Below are 21,970 nucleotides of genomic sequence, written 5' to 3'. Positions count from 1 at the left end.
GGGGCGTGCGAAGCGAAAGGGACGCCCGAAGGCGAGGCGTCAGCCGCCCCGTTCGAGCTTCTTCACCGCGGCGAGCGTAAGGCGGACGTGATTGCGATAGTCGAGGTCCGAATGGACGAACACGATCCGACCGCTTTGGTCGATCACGTAGCTGGTGCGCTCGGTCAGCCCGGTGTCCTTGCCGTCGCGGACGAGCGCCGCATCGTACGCCTCGATGATCTTCGGGGTCGCAGCGCCGACGGCGAACTTGTCGCGGCATTCCTCTCTCGAGAAGCGCTTCAGCGTTTCGATGTCGTCGGCCGACATCCCGACCACCGTCGCGCCCGCAGCGGCGAACTCGTCCGACGCCTCGGCAAACTGGCGCGCCTCCAGCGTGCATCCCTTGGTGAAGGCCTTGGGATAGAAATAGAGTACGACAGGCCCTTTCGCCAGGGCGGCGCGCAAGTTGAAGGCGAAGGCCTTGCCGGCGAGCGCTGCGTCGGTGGCGAACACCGGCGCTTTCGCCCCGACCGGCAGTTCGGCCGATGCCGGCGCAGCCAGAAGCGTGGCGAATGCGGCGGCCATGGCAAGTTTCCTCATCGCGCTCTCCTTCCCAAAAGTCAGTAGATTCCGCCCTGGTCCTCGACGAAGTCCGAAGGCTCGCCGTGACGCCCAGTGCCGGCCCCCGGATTGCGGCGCGCTGTCTCGCCCCGGCGAATCAAATCCAGGAACTCGCGGCGCTTGGCTTCGATCGCATCGGCGCGCGTGCGCCGCGGCGGCTCGGTATCGGGTTTGAACGCCTCCCAGATGATCGAGCTCAGAGGATCGTCGGTCGGCGAGCCATCGAGCACCCGTTTGCCGGAACGCCGATCGATCCGCACCATTCGCACACCCTGCGGCGCAACGAACGGCTCCTCCGACCAGCGATCGCGTGTCTCCTGCACAAATTCCTTGAACATCGGCGCGGCCGTGTTCCCACCCTGAACCCAGCCACCCATGTTCCGCGGCTGGTCGAAGCCGAGATACATGCCCGCGATGATGTCCGGCGATCCGCCCACGAACCAGGCGTTCGTCGGACCGGTGGTCGTGCCGGTCTTGCCGAACAGCGGCAGGTCGAGGTCGCGCAGGCGCACCGCCGTGCCGCGCGTCACCACACCTTCCAGCATGTGCACGACCTGATAGGCCGTCCGCGGATCGAGCACCTGCTTGCCGCTGCGGCCGAGCCGCGGCATTGGCTTGCCGTCCCATTCCGGCATGTCGCACCGCTCGCAATTGCGCGTGTCGGCGCGCCAGATCACCTTGCCGTGGCGGTCCTGCACGTAATCGATCAGCGTGGCGTTGTTCTGCCGCCCATGATTGACCAGCGCAGCATAGGCATTGACCATCTTGAGCACGGTGGTGTCGCCCGCGCCCAGCGCGAACGCCGGATAGGGCTCGTAACTGCCGATCCCGACGCGCTCGAACGTGTCGATGACTTTGGGCATGCCCGCGTCCATCGCGACGTGCACCGTCATCAGGTTGCGGCTCTGCTCTAGGCCCCAGCGCATGGTGTGGACCCCGCCGCCGCCGCCGCCGAAGTTGCGGAAGCATTTCTCGCCCAGCGCTGCGCCCTGGTAGAAGCAGAACGTCTGGTCGGGCACTTGCGTCGCGGGGGTCATGCCGTTGTCGAGGCCGGTGGCATAGACGAACGGCTTGATGGTCGATCCGGGTTGGCGTTGGGCCTGGGTCGCGCGGTTGAAGTCGCTCAGGCCGCTGTCGAACCCGCCCTGTATGGCGAGCACCCGGCTGGATTGCGGGGCCATGGCGACGAAACCGCCCGAGACCTCGGGTACGGAGCGCAGCCGGTAGCCGTTGCCCGAACGCTCGACCGCGACGACGTCGCCGACCTTCACCGCATCGGGAAAGCCGGTCAGCGGATAAGTCTCGCCGTCGGTGAGCCCCACGGTCGCGGACGATCCGCTGCGCTCGGTCACGACGCCGACGCGCCAGTCGCGGAAGTCGAGATTGAGGTTGGACGAGCGGAGCTGTGCAACGAGATCGCCGTTGTCCGGATCGATCGTCGCCACCGGACCGGGCCAGCCGCGGTTCCCGTGATAGCGCAACATGCCATTGCGCAGTGCGTCGCGCGCGGCCTCCTGCAGGACCGGGTCGAGCGAGGTGCGGACCCATAGCCCGCCAGCATAGACGCTGTTGCGGCCATCCGCCGCCGTTTCGCCGAACTTCTCGATCAGCGTGCGCCGGACTTCCTCGAAGAAATAGCCGGCGTCGACGGTTTCATGCTGCGCACGCATCGGCTTGAGATCGAGCGGCTGGCTCTTGGCCTCGGCTGCCTCTGCCGCGGTGACGAAATCGTTCTCGACCATCTGGTCGAGCACGAAGTTGCGCCGCTCCAGCGCCAGTTCCGCGTGCTGCTTGCGTCCGTAGCGCTCCGGTGCCTTGGGAAGGATCGCGAGGAAGGCCATCTCGTGCAGTTCGAGATCGCCGACGTCCTTGTCGAAATAGGCGCGCGAGGCGGCCTGCACCCCGAAGCTGCGCCGCCCGAGCGGAATCTCGTTGAGATAGAGCTCGAGGATCTGCTGCTTGGTCAGCACCCCTTCGATGCGCCGGGCGAGGATCATTTCCTTGAGCTTGCGGGTGACCGAATATTCGTTCGACAGCAGGATGTTCTTCGCCACCTGCTGGGTGATCGTCGAGCCGCCGACGGCCCGCTCGCCCGAGCCGAGCTTGCTGACATAGTCGATCACGGCGCCGGCGAGACCGCCGGCGTCGATTCCGCCATGGCTGAAGAACGTCTTGTCCTCGGCCGCCAGGTAAGCTTCGATCAATTCGACCGGAAAGTCGGCATACTGCAACTGAACGCGCCGTTCGCGCGCGTAGGAATAGACGATGTCCCCATCGATTCCGCGCACCATCGTGGGCAGAGGCGGTTCGTATTCGAGCAGCGTTTCCGCGTCCGGCAGATCGCGCGCAAGCAATGCCCAGACGACGAGCCACAGCGCGAGGAACGCGCCCAGCAGGATCGTCGTCCAGCGGAACCAGCGCTTTTCGCGCCAGCTCGTCCTGAACCAGTTCAACGCGCCGGACGCATCGCGGCGGATCCGGTAGCGGAAATACTCGGTGGTAGACTGTTCGGCCATGGTCTGGACGCGTCCCTAGCACGCGGATTCCGTCTTGCGCCATATCGATTAGGTCGGCAGCGCCACAAACCTCCGCCGTTGACCCACAAAGCGAGAGGATTGCGATGCCCGCCACCCCCGCCTGGCCGCCCAAATCGACCCCGCGCCTCTACCTCGAGGAGCGGATCGAAATCGGCGCCACGATCGCGCTCGACCAGGCCCAGGCCCGCTACCTGCTCGGCGTGATGCGGCGCGGAGACGGGGACGCGGTGCGCCTGTTCGACGACCTGACCGGCGAGTACCTCGCCCGCTTAGCTGCTGCCGGGGGCGGACGCTGCCTGGCGACGGTCGAGGAGAAGCTGGCTCCGCGCGAGGACGTGCCGGACCTGTGGCTCTGCGCCTCTCCGCTCCAGCGCGACAACTTCGCGCTCGTGGCGGAGAAGGCTTGCGAGCTCGGCGTGCGGCGGTTCGTTCCGGTCGAGATGCGCCGCTCAATCGTGCGCAAGATCAACGATGCACGGCTCAAGAAGCGGATGATCGAGGCTGCCGAGCAGTGCGAGCGCACCGCCCTGCCCGAGCTTGCCCCGCTGACGAAGCTCGACCGGCTCCTGCGCGATTGGCCGGCGGATCGCGCGCTGTTCTTCGCCGACGAACTGGGCGGCGAAGCGCCGGCGGAGGCGCTGGCGAACCATGCCGGTCCGGCCGCGCTACTGATCGGTCCTGAGGGCGGCTTCGACAACGCGGAACGTGCCGCGATTCGCGCGCTGCCGCAGGCGCGGCCGGTCTCGCTGGGCCCGCGAATCCTGCGCGCCGAAACCGCGGCGATCGCCGCCACCGCGCTGTGGATGGCGGCCGCCGGGGACTGGCGCAATTAGCGCTTTCCTCCAATTCACCGGTTGCCTATCGCAACCCGCATGAGCACTCGTGAAGCCTCGGCCGCCAACGATCCCACCATCGAAAGCCGCGACCAGCTGGTCGCGCCGATTGCCGCCGGCGAGAAGCCGAAAGACGCCTGGCGCATCGGAACCGAGCACGAGAAGCTCGTCTACAAGCGGGAGGATTTCCACGCCCCCGCCTATGACGAATCATGCGGCATTCGCGATCTCCTGCTGAACTTGCGCAAGTTCGGGTGGGAGCCGGTCGAGGAAGGCGGCAAGGTCATAGCGATGCGGGGTGCGGACGGCACCGTCAGTCTCGAACCCGCGGGGCAGCTCGAACTGTCAGGCGCGCCGCTCGAAAACCTGCATGAGACCTGCGACGAGACCGGCCGGCACCTCAAGCAGGTGAAAGCGATCGGCGAATGCTGCGGCGTCGGCTTTCTCGGGCTGGGCATGTGGCCCGACAAGACCCGCGAAGAGATGCCGGTCATGCCCAAGGGCCGCTACGAGATCATGATGCGGCACATGCCGCGCGTGGGCACTCTCGGCCTCGACATGATGCTGCGCACCTGCACCATCCAGGTGAACCTCGACTACGGCAGCGAGGCGGACATGGTGAAGAAGTTCCGCGTCGGGCTGGCGCTTCAGCCGCTCGCGACCGCGCTCTTCGCGAATTCGCCGTTCACGGAGGGCAAGCCCAACGGCTACCTCTCCTACCGCAGCCATATCTGGTCGGACACGGACCCGCACCGCACCGGCATGCTCCCCTTCGTGTTCGAAGACGGCTTCGGCTACGAGCGATGGGTCGACTACATGCTCGACGTGCCGATGTATTTCGTCTTCCGCGACGGGAAGTACATCGACGCTGCGGGCCAGAGCTTCCGCGACTTTCTCGAGGGCAAGCTGCCCGCGCTTCCCGGCGAGAAACCGCGCGAAAGCGATTGGTGGGACCATCTCTCCACCGCCTTCCCCGAAGTGCGGCTCAAGAGCTTTCTCGAGATGCGCGGCGCCGACGGCGGGCCGTGGAACCGGATCTGCGCCCTGCCCGCCTTCTGGGTCGGTCTGCTCTACGACGAGGGCGCTCTCGATGCGGCGTGGGACGTCGTGAAGGACTGGACGATGGAAGAGCGCGAAGCGCTGCGGGGTGCAGTGCCGAAGCTCGCTCTCGATGCGCCACTACCGAACGGCGGTAAGCTCCACGACATCGCGCGCGAGGTGCTTGCGATCTCCCGCTCTGGCCTCGCCGCACGCGCCCGGCTCAACAGCGGCGGCGACAACGAGACGGGATTCCTCGAAACGCTCGACGAGATCGTTGCCAGCGGCAAAGTTCCGGCGCAGCGCCTGCTCGACCTCTACCACGGCGAGTGGAACGGCGACGTCTCGCGGATCTACGAGCAGAGCTTCTAGCGTCTACTCCGCGGGCTGCTGCTGCACGGACCGCCCGCGCAGTCGCAGCCGCCGCCCGAGCGCGGCGAGCCGCCGGGTGATCAGCCCATGGCGCTCCATCCATGCGTGATAGGCGCGATATTTCTCATCTTCGCCCAGCAGATGCGCCTCCTCGGTCCTTGCGCGCCAGAAATAGATCGCGCTCACGCAGCTGAGGAAGAAGGTGTTGCGCACCATGTCCACAGCCGAGCCGCTGGAGACGAGAAACGGTAGCGTCGAGCACCACCAGAACAGGTTCTTCGCCAGATACGCCGGGTGCCGCGTGAAGCGGTAGGGCCCATTCGTCAGTACGCCGCGGTAAGTCAGGTTGGAAAAGCGCACCCCGAATGCGAGCGTCGCCCAGGCGTAGATCGCCGTCAGGAACACGAGCCACGCGGCCCAGACCGAAGCCAGAACGGGACTGTCCCCGAACCAGAAGCCCCAGCCGGGCGTGTTGACCTCGTATGCCAGCATGCCGTCGCCGCCCATGAAGGCGAAGACGAAGGGCGGGTAGCAGATCAACGCCGCCAACCATCCGGCCAGAAGCGGATTCCCGCTGCGGATATGCGCGTCGAGCGGGCGGAAGGTGATGAGATAGCCGACCGTGCCGATCTGCACGTCGATCACGAACAGAAGCTGGATCAGCAGCATGCCGAGCGCGACGGGGTTGGCGGCGATCTGCGCAAGATCCGTCTCCACCACCGCAGCGAAGCCGGCGGGCAGGATCGAGATCATGAAAGCACCGAAGAACGCCTTGATGATCCAGGCCCGCCAGTGCTTCTTCACCTCATCCGGATCGAATGCCTCGCGCCCGAGGAGCATGGCGCCGAAATGCCAGGCGTGATCGCGCGGGTTCACCATGTAGCGGTCGAGCCAGAGCACGTAAGGCACCGACAGCACGACCAGCGGGATCGCCGCCGCGGCGACGATGTCCATCGCGAAGAGATACTGCCCCCGCCAGTACCAGCGCGCGACGCAGTAGAGGAAGCCGAGGATCGCCCAGGTCGCCCAGAGGCCCGCGATCTTCACCAGCGAGACCTCGATCGCTTCAGGCAGGGAGCGCTTGAGGCTCCAATCGATGCCGGTGGAGGGGTTGCGGTGGACCTTGTCGATGAAGATCGACCAAAGGATCATCGGCGCCGCAGAGAAGAGCAGCGCGGTCAGCGCCGCGTGCGGCCCGGAGAGCGGCGCACGCGGGCCCGGCAATGCAAAGGCGTCCGCGATGTGCGGCCAGTTGCGGCAGAAGACGATCCACGCGAGCAGCCCTAGCAGCCCGGCGAGGCCCACGCCCGCCGAGACATCGCTTGCCGGGGGTCCCTTTGCCGAGATCGGGTGCGCGCTCATGACGAGTCGCGCGATAGCGGCAAAGGGTTAAGCGCGCGGTAAGAGCCTAGACGGCGCGATTACCGGAAGGCGTGGATCGTGCCGCCATCGTCCAGCAGGTAGAGGGTGTTGTTGGCCACGACCGGCGGAAGCGAGATAGGCGTTTCCAGATCGACGAACAGGCTGGCCGATCCTTCGCCGACACTGATCTTGTAGATCTCGCCCTGCGTGCTGGCGGCCCACAGGTTGTTGCCCGCGAGGACGGGACCGGTCCAGAAGATCGGGCCCTCCTTGTCGTCTTCGTCGCGGTAGCGCTGCAACTGCGTGAGCCACCGCACCTTGCCGGTTGCGCGCGCGATCGCGAGAAGGCGGGCATCGTCGGTCAGCGCGAAAATCCATTCGCCGGCGACCGCCGGGGTGGAAATACCGGCGACGTTCAGCTCCCACTGCCGCTGGCCGGTCACGAGCTCGTAGGCAGCCATGCGGCCGCCCTGGCCGAGCGCGTAAACGCTTCCGGAATCGATGATGGGATCGGCGTCGATGTCGGTCAGCGATCCGACTTCGGTCGAGATCGAGGTGCGAGCGAGGGCGTCCGACCACAGAACCCGGCCGTTCTCGTAACGATAGGCCGCCAGCTCGCCGGAGCTGTAGCCCGCAATCACGGTGCCCTGCCCTGCCGCAGGAGTCGCGACGCCGAACACGCCTGCCTGCGCCTGCGAACCGGATTCGTTCCACTGGGTTTCGCCGGTCGCCGCGTTCAGCGCATGGATCTGGTTGTCCTGCGTCATCACATAGATTGAATTGAACGCAATCGTCGGCGCTCCGCGGAGCGGTCCGGCTGGCTGCTTTTTCCAGATCTCGCTGCCCGTTCCCGCATCGAGCGCGATCACCTGACCCACGCCGTTGGTCGCATAGACGCGGCCGTCGTTGTAGCTCACCCCGCCGCCGAATGCCGCGTTGCGCGCGTTGCCGGTGAGTTCCATCCGATGGCTCCAGCGCCGCGCGCCGGTCTGCGCGTCGAAGGCATGGATCACGCCCTCGGTATCGACGGCAAACAGTGTGCCATTACCGATGACCGGGGCGGAGGCGAGCTTGCGGCGTTCGCCGCCGCCCGCGATCTGCACCGTCCAAGCCGACGCCGGATGGTCCGCCAGGGTGAGGTGGCCGTAAGCCTTGTCGGCGGTGCCGCCTGCCTGGGCCCATTCGGTATTCGTCTGCGCCGGGGGCAGAACGACGGCCACGCCGGCCAAGGCCGGATCGACCTTCGCCCCGCTTTCGATCCGCGAAAGCACCGGCTTGCGCTCGCCGATCGTCGGGGTGGTCTTGGTTTCGCCGCCGCCGAAGATGCCGCACGCACCGAGCATGCCGGCGAGCGCCGCCACGGCAACGCCGCGGCCAAGAATGGAAATGCGATTCGACTTCATCGGTTAGGCCCGTCCTGAATTATTGCTGCGCTTGCGGCGCGGCCGCGGGTTCTCGAATTCCGTCCAGCACCGCATCGACGTCTTCGATCGCGTCCACACCGAGGACGCCCGCCATCTGCCGTGCGCGAGAGCGGAGACTGTCGGGCTGTGTCTCGTCCTTCGCGATCGATGCGAAGAGCGTTCCCGCCTCCTGATTCTTACCCTGGTCGAGATAGGCCATCGCGACTAGTTCGCCTGCACTGCCGAAGTAGGGGTTACCCGGCACCGCCAGCGGCTTAAGCCGCGCGACGACCTCGCCCGGTTCCAGGCTGTCGAACGTCGCGGAGACCTCGCGGACCGTCGCCAAATCGCGGAGCAGTTGCGGCACATCGCCGTCGGCTGCGACTTCTGCGTAGATCTTCGCCGCATCCTCGTTGCGGCCCTGCTCCATTGCAATGCCGGCCTTGAGCAGCGCCGCCTGGGTCGCTGCGCCGCCTTCTTCGGCCACCAGCGGCTCGAGGCCTTCGGTCGCACTGCCGAAATTACCCGACTGGAGCTGATCGAGTGCGCCGACGAGCGTTTCGGACTCCGCTTCCCGCGCCGCTTCCTGCCGATGGTCCCAGAACAGGTATCCACCGAAAGCCGCAAGGCCGAGCACGACGGCGGCGATGATGGCCTTGCCGTAGCGCTGTGCGAAGTCCGCGAACTGATCCTGCCGGACCGCCTCGTCGACTTCGCGCATCAGCACGTCTTCTTCCGCGGCGCGGCGCTGGTCGGGGTTTTGCTTGGAAAGAGGGTTCAGGGCCAAGACGTGGCACTTTCGATCATTCGAGTGAAGGTTCGCCGGGCTGTTTAGCGGATGACCGCGCCAATTCAACTTGGAAACCCGCCTGTCCCCCAACGCGTGAACCCGAGGTGAAGCGGGCCGCGACGGACATTCAGCTCAGGGCGTCGTCGTCCATCGCAGAGGAGTAGAGACGGCGATAGGCCGCGATCATCGGTTTTTCGTCGTAGCTGGTCCGCGCCTTGTCGCGGTTTGCCTGCCCAATCCGGTCGCGCAGAGCGGGATCGCCCGCGAGCTGCGCGAGGCCTTGCGCCAGTGCGCTTTCGTCGCCTGCGGGGCCGATCAGGGGTACGTTGGCCTCGGACACTATATCAGCAACATCGCCCACTGCCGGCGCGACCACCGGCAGGCCAGCGGCCATTGCCTCCACCAGCGAGATCGGAAACTGCTCGCTGTCGGACGAAAGCGCGAACACGTCGAACAGGCCGACATAGCGCTCCGGATGGGGCGCAAAGCCCGGCAGATGGACCCGGTGGCCGATGTCGTATTCATCCGCCTCGGCGCGGATCGCGTCCCGCTCGGGCCCTTCGCCGACGATCACCAGGTGCCAATCCTCGGGCATATGACGGAAAGCGCGCACCAGCCGCGGCAGGTTCTTGACCGGGCGCAGGCCCGCGAGCGTGCCGACCCAGAATTCACCTTTCCGCTTTACCACGCCGCGTAGAGCGTCCGACTTCGGGCGCTTGGCGAAGGCCTTGGTGTCGATGCCGTTGGGGATATGCTTCACCCGCCCGATCGGCTGCTCCCACACCTGGAGCGCAATCCCCTCAAGCGTTTCCGAGGGCACGACCAGACCGTTCGTGCGCCCGAGTGCGATCTTGCGAAACCAGTTGCGCATCGGCTTGAGGCGCTTGCGCTCGTCTTCGTTGAAACCGTCTTCGTGATGGATCAGCGCCGGCAAACGGAAAACGTCCCTGAACACCGTATGCGCCATCACCGCGTTCATCGCGCCCCAGTTGTAGGTCAGCACGAGATCGTAGCCCTGCATGGCGCGGGCAAGACGCTTCAGGCGCCCCGGCGTGGGCTTGCCCTTCAGCGCCGGAAAATCGCGCGGATAAGTCACGGGAATCTGCCGCAGGATGTGCTGCGCTGCCTCCATCCGGTCCGGTTCCGCCGAGACGATCGCGTGCGAGACCTTGGGCCCGAAGGCATTGATCAGCCGAACCGAGCGCAGTTCCTTGCCGCCGGCGGCGAAAGTCGAATGGAGATGCAGTATCCGCGCCTTGCCGCGCCCGGTGGCGCTCATACCGCCTTCGCCATCAGCCGGTCGACCGCCGACAGGACGGCCGGCTCGTCGAGCAGCGGCGCGTGCCCCACGTTCTCCACCGTGACGAGTTCGGCGTCGGGGTGCCGCGCGAGCATGTTCCGGGCGGTCTCTTCCGATAACAGGTCAGACAAAGCCCCGCGCACAATCAGCAACGGTGCGCCCTGCAGCGCCTCGTACGCAGGCCAAAGGTCGGGCGGCGCAGCGCCGTCGCCGGCCTGGAACGGGTCGGCAATGCTCATGTCGTAGTCAAACGCGATGCGGCCGTTCTGCTGCACCGTCATCGTGCGTTTGGCCATGGCGATCCACTCTTCGGTGTCGAACTCCGGGTGGGCCGCCGAATGCACTTCCTCAAGCGCGTGGGCGGCGTGCATCCAGGTTGGGAAGTTGCGGCCCTGGCCGACGTATTCGGCGATGCGCGCCAGTCCTGCCTCCTGAAGCTCGGGACCGACGTCGTTGAGTACCGCGCCGGCGATCCTGCGTGGTTCGGCCGCGGCCAGCATCATCGTCATCAGTCCGCCGAGCGAGGTCCCCACGGCGACGAAGCGGGAAATCCCCTCCTGCGCCAGCAATGCAGACACGTCCTCGACATATGTCGTCGGCGTGTAAGTCGCCGGGTCGCGCGCATATTCGCTGTCGCCCCGCCCGCGCATCTCGGGCACGAGCACACGGCGCTCCCCGGCAAGATGCCCGGCAAGCGCCCCGAAATCGCGCGCATTGCGCGTCAGACCATGCATGCAGACAACCGGCACACGGTCCTCACGCCCCGGATAGTCGCGGAAATGCAGCTTCAGACCGTCCGGGCTTTCCCAGAAACGGTCGCTAAATCCTGTGTCCATCGGCTTCGGAGAGTTTCCTGTGTCCAAGTTGCTGCATCTCCGGACGGCCGCATTGCCAGCGCCGCCCGCGCGGCCCACTATCGCCCGATGCGCGAAGAACCGCAAGCGTCGCCCTATCGGCCCGATCCTGCGATCCTGCCTCTCTCGGGCTGGATTGCAGACGAAGTGGCCGCCGCCGAATTCCCCCGCGCCACTTTGCGCTTCCGCAATCGCAGGTGGGACCGTGCTGTCGGCCTGGACGATCTCGACGATCGGCAGTGGGCGGCGCACTTCGCCCGGTTCGAACCCTTGGCGGAGAATCTGCCCTGCCCGCTCGCGCTGCGGTACCACGGCCATCAGTTCCGGGTGTACAATCCCGAGATCGGCGACGGGCGCGGGTTCCTATTTGCGCAGATGCGCGACGCGGAGGGACGGCTGCTCGACCTCGGCACCAAGGGGTCCGGCCTTACACCCTACAGCCGCACAGCCGACGGCCGCCTGACGCTGAAGGGTGCGGTCCGCGAGATCCTCGCCACCGAGATGCTGGAGGCGCTGGGCGTCTATACCTCCAAGACCTTCTCGGTAATCGAAACCGGCGAGGAGCTATGGCGGGGCGACGAGCCCTCCCCCACCCGCTCGGCGGTCATGGTGCGGCTGAGCCACGGGCATATCCGCATCGGCACCTTCCAGCGCCTCCTCGCGCTGGAGGAACGGGAGCATATGGCGGGCCTTGTCGACTATTGCCTCACCCAATTCCCCGGCTCCCAGCCGCCCGCGGATGCGCCGGGGCGGGACGAGCCGGCGGTTGTCCTGATGCATCAGGTGGTCGAGCGACTTGCCGACCTTGCCGCCGCCTGGATGGTCGCGGGCTTTGTCCACGGCGTGCTCAACACCGACAACATGAACGTGACGGGCGAGAGCTTTGACTACGGCCCCTGGCGCTGGCTACCCGAATGGGATGCAGGCTTCACCGCGGCTTATTTCGATCAGACGGGGCTCTACGCCTTTGGCCGCCAGCCGGAAGCGCTGCACTGGAACCTAGGGCAGTTTGCGGTCGCGCTGCGCCTGCTCGCCGATGCGCCGCCGCTGATCGCCGCGCTGGAGCGGTTCGGACCGCTCTACATGGATGCGGTGGCGCGGCGCTGGTGCTGGCGGCTGGGAGTTGAATCCCGCGGGCCGGAGCAGGACGGCGTGCTAGTCGCCGCCTGCGAGAGGGCGATGCGGGAGACCGGGGCTCAACCGGACGGCTTCTTCCATCGCCACCGCGGTGGGCGAGACACCGAGGGTGAACTGGCCGAGGCGCTCAAAGACTATCGCGCCATTCCTTCGGACGATCCGTATTGGGACCTGCCGGCGCCAGAAACGATGCTGGTCGAGGAGGTCGAGACGATCTGGTCCGCGATCGACCAGCGCGACGATTGGGTTCCGCTCCACGACAAAGTGGAAGCCATCCGCCGGATGGGCGATGCACATGGCCCGCCCCCGCCGCCTCAGGGGCACTGAGCTACCGACTGGCAGACAATCGGTTTGTTACTACCTTGGGCCTATGGCATTGGCCCCGACATTCAGGAACGCAGGGATACCCGCTCCAGTGAGCAGCAATGAAATCGTGTCTTTCGCGCCCGCGACGGGCGAGGAACTGTGGCGCAGCCCCGCCGGCAATGTCGAGGAGACAGTCGACCGCGCACGCCGCGCCTGGCCCGCCTGGGCCGCGCAGCCGCTGGCGACCCGCATCGAGCTCTGCCGCCGCTTCGCGAACGAGGTGCGCAAGCAGTCGGACCGCTTCGCCGAACTGATCGCGCGCGAGACCGGCAAGCCGCTCTGGGAAGCGCTCACCGAAGTCGACAGCGTGATCAAGAAGGTCGATATTTCGGTCACCGCCTACGCGGAGCGAACGGGACAGAAGAAGCTCGACAGCGCACTCCAGGGCACAGCGGCGGTCCGGCACAAGCCGCACGGGGTCATGGCCGTGCTCGGCCCGTACAACTTCCCAGCGCACCTGCCCAACGGGCACATCGTTCCCGCGCTGATCGCGGGCAACGCAGTGATCTTCAAGCCGAGCGAGAAGACGCCGGCCGTGGGCGAGTTCCTCGTCGAGTGCTTCCACCGCGCCGGCATCTCCGCGGCGGTAGTGCAACTACTCGTCGGCGGGCCGGAAGAAGGCAAGGAATTGGTGGCTCACCGGGGAGTGGACGGCGTGCTGTTCACCGGGTCGGCCCAGGCGGGGATCGCGATCAACCGGAAGCTGGCGACCAGCCCCAACAAGATCGTCGCCCTCGAAATGGGTGGCAACAATCCCATCGTAGTGCTTGATACACCGAAGATTTCCGATGCAGCGACGCTGATCATCCAGTCCGCATTCACTTCGGCCGGACAGCGCTGCACGGCGGCGCGCCGGCTGATCGTCAAGGCTAGCATGTACGACGCGATCGTGACCGAGGTGAAGGCGCTCGCCGGCCGCATTATCGTCGACCAGCCCTTCTCCGATCCCGCGCCCTTCATGGGCCCGGTGATCGACAACCAGGCAGCGGATCAGTTGATGGAGAGCTTCCTCTACCTGCTGTCGAACGGCGGCAAGGCGATCCGCCACCTGACCCGGCCCGACGACGACCTGCCGTTCCTTTCCCCCGCGATGATCGACACGACGGCGATGGCCGATCGGCCGGATGTCGAGCTGTTCGGTCCGCTGCTGCAGGTCATCAAGGTGGATGATCTCGACGAAGGAATCGCGGAGGCGAACAACACACGCTTCGGTCTCTCCGCTTCGTTGATCGGCGGAACACCCCAGGATTACAATAGGTTCTGGGCCAATATTCGCGCGGGAATCGTCAATTGGAACCGCCCGACGAACGGCGCATCCTCGAACGCGCCGTTCGGCGGCATCGGCCTGTCGGGCAATCACCGCCCGGCCGCCTATTACGCGGCGGACTATTGCGCTTATCCGGTGGCGAGCACCGAGATGGACCAGCCGCGCGCCAGCGTAGGTGTCGGCTTCAAGGACGCCTGAAGCGCCTTACAGCCCTTGCGTGACGAGATCGGCCTCCGTCAGCCCGGATGTGCCAGAACGCGCGTAGAGCGCGAATGAGGCCCCTTCGCGCGTGCCGCGCAGGATCGATTCATCACCTGCGGCGGCGAGGGTCGACGAGAAGCCCGCGTCGAGCGCGCGGGTGTGGTAGAACGCAAGCACCTCCTCGATCGGCACGGGCGTCCGGAAATTGACTGCTCGCAGCGCGCACCCCGCTGCATCGCTGCCCGCCGCTTCTTGCGTCGCACCGCGAGGATAGACGGGGAACGGCGTGGGCATACGGGCGGCCCAGATGAAGCCTTGGTCGAGCGAACGGACGCAGGCCTCGCTCGCGCCTGCGTAGGCGGCGCGTGCGGTGATCGTGATACGGCTTTCCAGCGGGACTTCCGCCTCAGGCTCCCCGACCGGAGGCAGCCGCCGAAATCGATCGCGCCCGCCGACGAGCGCCCGTGCCTCCTCGCGCGCGGCATCGATGGCGCGGGGGCTGTCGTTCACAAGTGGCAGCGCGTGGTCGATGCCGCCGGTCAGCGCAGCGCTGCCTTCGTTCTGGAGCGACAGGTCGGGGTCCGTCAGGATCTGATCGTTGAGGGCGGCGATCACCGCTGGGTCGACATCACCGGGGGTCGGCTCGAGGCGCTCGCCGCTGCATGCCGCAAGGACGCAGGCGAGCAGCGCGCAGAAAGCGATGCGGTGCTCCGCCATGCCAGTCCCCTTTCCAGCCCCGTGCCCGAAACGACCTGCGGGTTAGCGGCAAGAGGGAAGAATAGGGTTAACCGGTCAGCAGAAAAGTTGAAGGCGCCCGCCGCCATCTGGCAACGGAGCGCCTTCCGCGGCACGGTGGGGCCGCGCTGCGGCTGCAGGTGGGTGCAGCCGAAGCTTGTCAGTGCAATCGGATCAGCGGCAACGCGAACCGCTGCGGTCGATCTCGCGGCCGAGGAGGGCACCGCCCGCCGCGCCGAGAATGGCGCCGAGGGTGCGATCGCCACGGCCGGCAACTTCGTGACCGACCAGGCCGCCGACTGCGCCGCCGATCAGGAGACCGGTCGTGCCGTCGTCCTTGCGGCAGTAGTAGCGTCCGTCACGGCCGCGCCACGTGCGCCGGTCGCGATAGTCGCGATCACGATCCCGGTAGCGATCGTACCGGCCGCGGTCGTAGCGACGATCGTCGCGATCGCGATAGCGGTCGCGCCACTGGTTGCTGCTCTCGATCTCGTAAGTCGCCGCATGGGCCGCCTGGTAGGTGCCGGTAGGCACCGCTGCCTGCGCGGGCATCGCCATCGCGAGCCCAGGGGCCGCGATCGCCAGCGCTGCGATCTTGAAAGTCTTCATGGTCATCGCTCGGTCCTTTCTTTCTCGCCGGACCCCGACTCGATGGGTCATCCGCTCGATGCATTCATGTTTACGACGTGTTTTCTGAACGGACTGCAACACGAGATACAGAATTCGAATTTGCGACAGAGCGAGCGATTTCGGCTGCCGAGATGCCCTCTTGCAGCGGTTCATCGTCGCACCTAAATGCCTCGCAAGTGACCGATGCACCGCCCCAGACCCGGCAATCGGGCTTCGCCGCCGGGCTCACGGCCTACTTCATCTGGGGTTTCCTTCCGCTTTACCTGCTTCTCGTTCGAGAGGTGCCGGCTTTCGAGTTCGTCGGTTGGCGAATCATTTGGACGCTGCCGATCTGTCTGCTGATCGTGGCGGTTCGCAAACAAGGGCCGCAGATCCGCGCAGCGTTGTTCAACCGCCGCGTACTTGCCACTCTGGCCGCGAGCGCGACGCTGATCGGCACAAACTGGTTCGTCTACGTCTGGGCGATCCAGCAAGATCAAGTCTACGCCGCGAGCCTCGGCTATTACATCAACCCGCTGCTCAACGTGCTTTTGGGGACGTTCGTCCTGGGCGAGCGGCTGAGCCGACGGCAATGGCTGGCGGTGGCCATCGCCGCCTGCGGTGTGGCGCTTCTCCTCGGCGGCGCGCTGACGACGCTATGGATCAGCCTCACCTTGGCCGTGACGTTCGGAGCCTATGGCCTGCTGCGCAAGCAAGTCGACGTCGGCGCCCTCCCCGGCTTGACAATCGAATCGGCGCTCCTGCTCGTGCCCGCGGCGGCGATCGCCTGGTGGTACGCCGCCTCATCCACGGGTTCGTCGTTCGGCCAGTCGACCGAGCTCAGCCTCGCAATCGTGCTTGGCGGCATCCTGACCGCAATCCCCCTGCTGCTGTTCGCCATCGCCGCGCGGCGGATGGATTATTCGACCCTGGGCTTCCTGCAGTTCCTCGCGCCGACGATCGTCTTCATCCTGGGCCTGACCGTGTTCGATCAGCCGCTCCAGCCGGTGCAGCTCGCCTGCTTCGTGCTGATCTGGATCGCCATCGCCGTTTTCGTGTGGGACATTCTCGCACGGCGTCAGGCGGACAAGGTCCTTCAGGCCTAGGCGCGCAATCTCCAGCGCAGCGTTTCGCCGGCATGGAACGGGACGATCATGGTCCCGCCCGCGTCGATCTGATCGGGGACATCGGCGCGTGTCCGTTCCAGCGTGATCCGCTCCTCGTTGAGCGGTAGCCCATAGAAGCGCGGGCCGTTTTCCGAAGCGAAGCTCTCGAAGCGGTGGAGCGCGCCCTCTTCCTCGAACACCTGCAGATAGCTCTCCAGCGCGTAGGGCGCGTTGAAGATGCCCGCGCAACCGCAGGCGCTTTCCTTGGTATGGCGCGCATGGGGCGCGCTGTCGGTGCCGAGGAAATACTTCGCAGAGCCCGAGGTCGCCGCCTTGCGCAGGGCCAGCCGGTGCTTCTCGCGCTTGGCGACCGGCAGGCAGTAGGCATGCGGCCGAATGCCGCCAACGAGCATGGCGTTGCGATTGATGTGAAGGTGTTGCGGCGTGATCGTCGCGCCGACATTACCGCCGGCCGCGTCGACGAACTGGGCGGCGTCCTCCGTGGTGATGTGCTCGAAGATCACCTTTAGCTCCGGCAGTTCACGCAGCAGCGGCCCGAGAACGCGGTCGATGAACACCTTCTCGCGGTCGAACACGTCGACCTCGGCATCGGTGACTTCCCCATGGACGCAGAGCGGCATGCCGATAGCGGCCATGCGCTCAAGCGCTCCGCGGATATTCGCAACATCGGTGACGCCATGCGCCGAATTGGTGGTGGCATTGGCGGGGTAGAGCTTGGCCGCCGTGAACACGCCGTCGCGGTGGCCGCGCTCCAGTTCGTCCGGATCGCTGTGATCGGTGAGATAGCAGGTCATCAGCGGCGTGAACGTCACGCCTTCCGGCACGGCGGCCAGAATACGATCGCGGTAAGCGCCGGCCGCTTCCACCGTCACGACCGGCGGCGACAGGTTCGGCATTACGATCGCGCGAGCGAACTGGCGCGCGGTGAACGGCGTCACACCACGCATCACGTCGTCGTCGCGCAGGTGAACGTGCCAGTCGTCGGGGCGGCGGATGATGAGGGATTCGGGCGCGTCGGTCATGGGGCTTCCCTTAAGCGCGCCGCTGCCTATCTGTCACCCATGACCGCGACCCGCCTGTTCGACCGCGCCGTGGTGCGCCTGAGCCCGATTGATGAGGGAGAGGACGTGGCCGGCTTCCTCCAGGGATTGCTGTCCAACGACATCGCGGGCCCACTGCCCGCCTATGCGGCGCTACTCTCCGCCCAAGGCAAGACCCTGTTCGACCTGATCGTCTGGCCCGGCGGCGAAGGCGAGATCCTGCTCGATTGCGAGGCCGCCCACGCGGAGGAGCTGGTCAAGCGGCTGTCGCTCTACCGCTTGCGGCGCAAGATCGACATTCGTGTGGATGACACGGTCGGCGTCCATTGGCGCAAGCAGATCGGCGACGGTGCAGCGCCCGATCCGCGACTCGCAGATCTCGGCGAGCGTTGGCTGGCCCCCGTTTCGGGAGAGGACATGGCAGCGGATGCCGAATGGCGTGCGCATCGCCTTGCCCTCGGCGTGCCTGAGGGGCGCGCGGAGCTCGGCGACGTGCTGTGGCTCGAGACCAATGCCGTGGAGCTTCACGGCGTGAGCTTCTCCAAGGGCTGCTATGTCGGGCAGGAGAACACCGCGCGGATGAACTGGCGGCAAAAGGTCAACCGCCGCCTCGTGGTCGTCCCGCTCGACAAGTCGGAAGAGAAGCGGCGCAAGGCGGCCTATCCGGCGCTTGGCCTCGCGGTCGATCACCTGAGGCTGGAGGCGATCGATCCCGCGTGGGCGCCCGGCTGGCTTGCCGGATCGCTCAGCCCGGTTGAGTAGCGGCTGCGATCGAGTTCAGCAGCATCCGCTCGGCCCGGTCGCGTGCGGCGGTGTCCGGCAGCTTGAGCGAACGCGCGAGCGCCGAGCCGATCAGCGCGTCCCCCATCGCAAGCAGGACGAGCGCCAGCGTATCCTCGTGCACACGCGTCAGATCGCCATGCGGCCCCGCTTCTTCGGGCGCGATTTCGTCCACCAGTTGATGGATCGCCTCGACGATCGGGGTCAGCGCATCCTCGTTGCCGGTCAGGATCATCCAGCTTGCGAGCGCGCCGGCGCCTTCCTTGTCGAAGGCATCGAACGCAAGGTCGACCACCTCACGCGGCGATCCGAGGCCAGCGCGGCTCGCCCGCACGGCGTCCTTGATGCTCTCGCACACGGTTTCGGCCAGATGCCGCGCGAGTTCCTTCTGCAGACCCGATGCCGATCCGAAATGATGCAGCAGGTTCGCATGCGTCCGGCCAATCCGCGCGGACACGGCCTTCAGCGTCACGGATTGCGGGCCGGTTTCTATAAGTAATGCGCGCGCCGCCTCGAGCGCAGACTTGCGGCTTTCTTCCGGGCTGAGGCGCTTGCGACTTGCCATGCGATTCCTTGAACAATAAAAGATTAACCATGCGGGGGGATCAAACCATCGGGGTAGAGCGCGAGAGCGCTGCCGGCAAGTCGCCGCACACCAGCGGGAGCGCGACGCCTGCCGATCATGCGCTGAACATCCGCGACCAGAAGTTCTGCCGGGGCGAGCGGCCGGCGCGCTGGTGGCATTCGGGTGATCCGGTGGCGACCGCCTGGTACAATTCGGTCTCCGCCAGCCTGCCGCGGGGCGAGAAGTTCTTCATCCAGGTGATGAAGTGCTACGACGACAAGGTGCCGCCCGCCATGGCGGCGGAACTGCGCGCTTTCACGCGGCAGGAATCGAACCACGCGCGCGAACACGTGGCGTTCAACAATCTCGCGCAGAGCCATGGCTACGACATCGAGAGCATCGACAAAGGCATCGAGGAGATGCTGGCGCTGACCCAGGGGCGGCCGGTCGAATTCAATCTCGCCATCACCATCGCGCTGGAGCATTTCGCTGCGTCGATCAGCCACTGCCTGCTGACCGATCCGCGCTACCTCGCAGGCGTGGACGAGGAAATCGCGGAGATGTGGCGCTGGCACTCGATCGAGGAGATCGAGCACAAGGGCATCACCTACGACGTCTGGCTCCACGCCACCCGCGGGTGGAGTGCGTGGCAGCGGTACCGCGTGCGCGCGCTGCTGACGCTGCTGATCACGCGCCGCTACTACAACAACCGGGTACGCGATGCGCTCGGCCTGCTGCGGCAGGACGGGATCACGGGTGCGCGTGCGAAGTGGCTGTTGTTCAAGCACTTGTGGATCGCGCCCGGAATGATGCGACGGATGTTCTTCGACTGGGCGAAGATCCTGCTGCCGGGTTTCCATCCCTGGAAGCAGGACGATCGGGCGCTTATCCGCAAGTTCGACAGCCCCTATGCCGATGCGGTGATGCCGGCGGAATAGCGCCGCGACGCCCTTTGGGAGTTGCTGCCAAGACCGAGTCTCGAACGCTCCGCCAACCGAGCGATGGCCAGCCCGTGCCCTCCGAGCGCCCGGCTATTGACACGGATGTAAGTATAGGCTACTTACAAAGGTGTCAGTAATGTTGCGAGCGAATCATGAACGCCCCCCAGACCATCACTTTCGAGCGCGCATCATCGAGCCCCACGCCGCCGGATCTCGCGATCACCGTGCGCGACGAGCGTTTCAACCGCGAGGACAAGCCGCGGCGCTGGTGGGCCGGCGAACCGTTCGGCACCGCCTGGCACAATGCGCTCTCCGCCACCTTCCCACGCGGGGAGGCTTTCTTCATCGAGGCGGTCAAGGCTCATCGCGACGGCGCCGACCCCAGGCTCGACGCCGAGATCCGCGCGTTCGTGAAGCAGGAAATCAACCACACGCGCGAGCACATCGCTTTCAACAAGCTGGCGGAAAACGCCGGCTACGACATCAAGGTGATCGACAAGCGGGTCGAGGAACTGCTCGCGCTGACGAAGGACCGGCCGCCGATCGCCAATCTCGCCGTGACCATGGCCCTCGAGCACTACACAGCGATGATGGCGCATGAGTTCCTGGCCAATCCGCAGCATTTCAAGAATGCCGATCCCGAGGTGCGCGCGATGTGGCGCTGGCACGCGGTCGAGGAGATCGAGCACAAGGGCGTCGCATTCGACACCTGGAATCATGCGACGCGCGACTGGTCGAAGTGGCAGCGCTGGAAGGTCCGCAGCCTGGTGATGCTCTCCGTGACGGGCCGGTTCTTCAAGAACCGCTGGATCGATTCGATGGGTCTGCTCGCGCAGGACGGAATCATCGGCTGGAAGGCGCGCTGGGGCCTGCTCAAGTACCTGATCGTCAGCCCGGGTGTCCTGCGCCGGATCTTCCCCGCCTGGCTCGCCTACTTCAAGCCCGGTTTTCACCCATGGGATCACGACGACCGCGAGTTGATCGGCCTCTATGAGGGCGAGTTTCAGGACGCGCTGCTGCCGGCGGAGTGATCTCGCCCCTCCCGAAAGGGTGAGCGAAGGTTGCCCTGCGGCGTAGCGCGAGGCCTGCGAGCGGCTCTACGCCGCCCACATTCCCGGTTCCTCTTCGCCCGCCAGCTCGAGTGCGTACTCCGCCGCCAGCGCCTGTTCGCCGCGCCCGTGGCTATACCGCGGCCGGATGCGACCGACCGGCGCAAAGCCCAGCTTGCGCAGCACGCTACCCGAAGCGGGATTGTCGAGGAAGTGGCTCGCAATGATCCGCCGGTGCCCCAGCATGCGCGCAATCTCGATCATCGCGCTTCCTGCCTCTGTCGCATAGCCTTGCCCCCAATGATCGCGGGCGATCCAGTAGCCCAGCTCGATCTCCCGACCTTCCGGGTTGATCCCGATGCAGCCGATCAGCGCGGCGTCGTCGGCGCGGGCGATCAGGAAGCGGGGGAAGCGCGGTTCGAACGGACGCGAAACGAACTCGCGCGCATGCTCGCTGCGATAGGGCCACGGCGCGCGTGCAAGATTGCGCACCACCCCTTCGTCGGCGATCGCGCTGAAGACCCGGTCCGAATCCTCGGGCCATGGCGGTCTCAGGAGCAGTCTCTGGCTGCGATGGAACACGGCGATCTCTCCTCATTCGCCCCGCAGCGCCCCGTTAGGGTCGATGCGTGACAGTGCGATGGCGGCGAAAGAATATTTCGCCGACGAGAGAGGGAGAAACGACAAGAGGGAGACGGGTCGGCCCCATCTCCCTCTTCGTCTGCCGGTGTTCAGCCCGGCTGGGACCGTCCCGTGTGGACGATCCCGTTATCGGATCGTCCGGTTATTCGGCAGCTTCCGCGAGCATGTCGACCGACACGTACTTGCGGCCAAGTTTGCCGGTGTGGAATCGGACGACGCCTTGCTCGAGCGCGAACAGCGTGTGGTCCTTGCCCATCCCGACATTGGTGCCCGGATAGAACTTGGTGCCGCGCTGGCGCACGATAATGTTGCCCGGAATCACGCCCTGGCTGCCGAACTTCTTCACGCCGAGGCGACGGCCGGCCGAATCGCGACCGTTGCGGGATGAACCGCCTGCTTTCTTATGTGCCATCGTTCGTGGT

The 21,970-nt window shown here is 66.1% G+C and carries 21 protein-coding genes; 8 read left to right on the top strand and 13 right to left on the bottom strand.

Annotated elements, in window-relative coordinates:
- Nucleotides 1-39: 39 nt before the first annotated feature.
- Both AC3A5N_RS06275 and AC3A5N_RS06270 read right to left on the bottom strand, forming a co-directional pair.
- On the bottom strand, nucleotides 40-579 hold the full coding sequence (locus AC3A5N_RS06275) for a peroxiredoxin (RefSeq protein WP_487736458.1): 540 nt from the start codon (nucleotides 577-579) through the stop codon (nucleotides 40-42).
- A gap of 20 nt (nucleotides 580-599) precedes the next feature.
- Entirely contained in the window at nucleotides 600-3,116 is a 2,517-nt protein-coding gene (locus AC3A5N_RS06270; protein WP_487736457.1) for a penicillin-binding protein 1A, read from the bottom strand.
- Between the two features lie 104 nt (nucleotides 3,117-3,220).
- Here AC3A5N_RS06270 and AC3A5N_RS06265 point away from each other — a divergent pair, with 104 nt between their 5' ends.
- Nucleotides 3,221-3,970, top strand: a complete 750-nt coding sequence (locus AC3A5N_RS06265) for a 16S rRNA (uracil(1498)-N(3))-methyltransferase (RefSeq protein ID WP_487736456.1) — start codon at nucleotides 3,221-3,223, stop codon at nucleotides 3,968-3,970.
- 39 nt (nucleotides 3,971-4,009) lie between these two features.
- Nucleotides 4,010-5,380 (top strand): glutamate--cysteine ligase, encoded by a 1,371-nt coding sequence (locus tag AC3A5N_RS06260; protein WP_487736455.1) that lies wholly within the window; start codon nucleotides 4,010-4,012, stop codon nucleotides 5,378-5,380.
- Nucleotides 5,381-5,383: 3 nt separating this feature from the next.
- Here AC3A5N_RS06260 and AC3A5N_RS06255 read toward each other — a convergent pair whose 3' ends face one another.
- From AC3A5N_RS06255 to AC3A5N_RS06235, 5 genes are all read right to left on the bottom strand, one after another.
- Nucleotides 5,384-6,742 carry a methyltransferase family protein gene (locus AC3A5N_RS06255; protein WP_487736454.1) on the bottom strand — a complete coding sequence of 453 codons (1,359 nt, stop codon included), beginning with the start codon at nucleotides 6,740-6,742 and terminating at the stop codon, nucleotides 5,384-5,386.
- Nucleotides 6,743-6,801: 59 nt separating this feature from the next.
- On the bottom strand, nucleotides 6,802-8,145 hold the full coding sequence (locus AC3A5N_RS06250; protein WP_487736453.1) for an outer membrane protein assembly factor BamB family protein: 1,344 nt from the start codon (nucleotides 8,143-8,145) through the stop codon (nucleotides 6,802-6,804).
- Between the two features lie 19 nt (nucleotides 8,146-8,164).
- On the bottom strand, nucleotides 8,165-8,932 hold the full coding sequence (locus tag AC3A5N_RS06245; protein WP_487736452.1) for a tetratricopeptide repeat protein: 768 nt from the start codon (nucleotides 8,930-8,932) through the stop codon (nucleotides 8,165-8,167).
- A gap of 130 nt (nucleotides 8,933-9,062) precedes the next feature.
- Entirely contained in the window at nucleotides 9,063-10,214 is a 1,152-nt protein-coding gene (locus tag AC3A5N_RS06240) for a glycosyltransferase family 4 protein (protein WP_487736451.1), read from the bottom strand.
- Nucleotides 10,211-11,071, bottom strand: coding sequence for an alpha/beta fold hydrolase (locus AC3A5N_RS06235; protein WP_487736813.1), 861 nt, complete (start codon nucleotides 11,069-11,071; stop codon nucleotides 10,211-10,213). Before AC3A5N_RS06235 ends, AC3A5N_RS06240 begins: the two co-directional genes overlap by 4 nt.
- A gap of 87 nt (nucleotides 11,072-11,158) precedes the next feature.
- Here AC3A5N_RS06235 and AC3A5N_RS06230 point away from each other — a divergent pair, with 87 nt between their 5' ends.
- Both AC3A5N_RS06230 and astD read left to right on the top strand, forming a co-directional pair.
- Entirely contained in the window at nucleotides 11,159-12,553 is a 1,395-nt protein-coding gene (locus tag AC3A5N_RS06230; protein WP_487736450.1) for a protein adenylyltransferase SelO family protein, read from the top strand.
- 43 nt (nucleotides 12,554-12,596) lie between these two features.
- On the top strand, nucleotides 12,597-14,057 hold the full coding sequence (gene astD, locus AC3A5N_RS06225; protein WP_487736449.1) for a succinylglutamate-semialdehyde dehydrogenase: 1,461 nt from the start codon (nucleotides 12,597-12,599) through the stop codon (nucleotides 14,055-14,057).
- 6 nt (nucleotides 14,058-14,063) lie between these two features.
- On the opposite strand, the gene AC3A5N_RS06220 is transcribed toward astD, so the two are convergent.
- Together AC3A5N_RS06220 and AC3A5N_RS06215 are read right to left on the bottom strand one after the other, a co-directional pair.
- Nucleotides 14,064-14,777 carry a hypothetical protein gene (locus tag AC3A5N_RS06220; RefSeq protein ID WP_487736448.1) on the bottom strand — a complete coding sequence of 238 codons (714 nt, stop codon included), beginning with the start codon at nucleotides 14,775-14,777 and terminating at the stop codon, nucleotides 14,064-14,066.
- A 192-nt stretch (nucleotides 14,778-14,969) separates the two neighbouring features.
- Complete coding sequence (locus AC3A5N_RS06215) at nucleotides 14,970-15,410, bottom strand: glycine zipper 2TM domain-containing protein (RefSeq protein ID WP_487736447.1); 441 nt, start codon at nucleotides 15,408-15,410, stop codon at nucleotides 14,970-14,972.
- Between the two features lie 191 nt (nucleotides 15,411-15,601).
- Between AC3A5N_RS06215 and rarD the strand changes: the two genes are divergently transcribed.
- Nucleotides 15,602-16,510: an EamA family transporter RarD gene (rarD, locus tag AC3A5N_RS06210; protein ID WP_487736446.1), complete on the top strand. Its 909-nt coding sequence runs from the start codon at nucleotides 15,602-15,604 to the stop codon at nucleotides 16,508-16,510.
- On the opposite strand, the gene pyrC is transcribed toward rarD, so the two are convergent.
- A complete protein-coding gene (pyrC, locus tag AC3A5N_RS06205) occupies nucleotides 16,507-17,553 on the bottom strand; it encodes a dihydroorotase (RefSeq protein WP_487736445.1) in 1,047 nt (348 codons plus the stop codon). The two genes, rarD and pyrC, sit on opposite strands and share 4 nt — an antisense overlap.
- A 39-nt stretch (nucleotides 17,554-17,592) precedes the next feature.
- On the opposite strand from pyrC, the gene ygfZ reads away from it, so the two are divergent.
- On the top strand, nucleotides 17,593-18,333 hold the full coding sequence (gene ygfZ, locus AC3A5N_RS06200; RefSeq protein WP_487736444.1) for a CAF17-like 4Fe-4S cluster assembly/insertion protein YgfZ: 741 nt from the start codon (nucleotides 17,593-17,595) through the stop codon (nucleotides 18,331-18,333).
- Here ygfZ and AC3A5N_RS06195 read toward each other — a convergent pair.
- Nucleotides 18,317-18,916, bottom strand: coding sequence for a TetR/AcrR family transcriptional regulator (locus AC3A5N_RS06195; RefSeq protein WP_487736443.1), 600 nt, complete (start codon nucleotides 18,914-18,916; stop codon nucleotides 18,317-18,319). The two genes, ygfZ and AC3A5N_RS06195, sit on opposite strands and share 17 nt — an antisense overlap.
- A 29-nt stretch (nucleotides 18,917-18,945) precedes the next feature.
- On the opposite strand from AC3A5N_RS06195, the gene AC3A5N_RS06190 reads away from it, so the two are divergent.
- On the top strand, nucleotides 18,946-19,854 hold the full coding sequence (locus tag AC3A5N_RS06190) for a metal-dependent hydrolase (protein ID WP_487736442.1): 909 nt from the start codon (nucleotides 18,946-18,948) through the stop codon (nucleotides 19,852-19,854).
- A gap of 155 nt (nucleotides 19,855-20,009) precedes the next feature.
- Nucleotides 20,010-20,888: a metal-dependent hydrolase gene (locus AC3A5N_RS06185; protein ID WP_487736441.1), complete on the top strand. Its 879-nt coding sequence runs from the start codon at nucleotides 20,010-20,012 to the stop codon at nucleotides 20,886-20,888.
- Nucleotides 20,889-20,954: 66 nt separating this feature from the next.
- Here the strand turns inward: AC3A5N_RS06185 and AC3A5N_RS06180 are convergent, their stop codons facing one another.
- Together AC3A5N_RS06180 and rpmA are read right to left on the bottom strand one after the other, a co-directional pair.
- Complete coding sequence (locus tag AC3A5N_RS06180) at nucleotides 20,955-21,488, bottom strand: GNAT family N-acetyltransferase (RefSeq protein WP_487736440.1); 534 nt, start codon at nucleotides 21,486-21,488, stop codon at nucleotides 20,955-20,957.
- 202 nt (nucleotides 21,489-21,690) lie between these two features.
- Nucleotides 21,691-21,960, bottom strand: coding sequence for a 50S ribosomal protein L27 (gene rpmA / locus AC3A5N_RS06175; protein WP_487736439.1), 270 nt, complete (start codon nucleotides 21,958-21,960; stop codon nucleotides 21,691-21,693).
- Nucleotides 21,961-21,970: the final 10 nt, after the last annotated feature.

The sequence above is a fragment of the Pelagerythrobacter sp. Soil_C_18 genome, from assembly GCF_057657235.1.
Note: the sequence above shows the minus strand (reverse complement) of the source record. Positions and strands in the feature narration are given on the sequence as shown.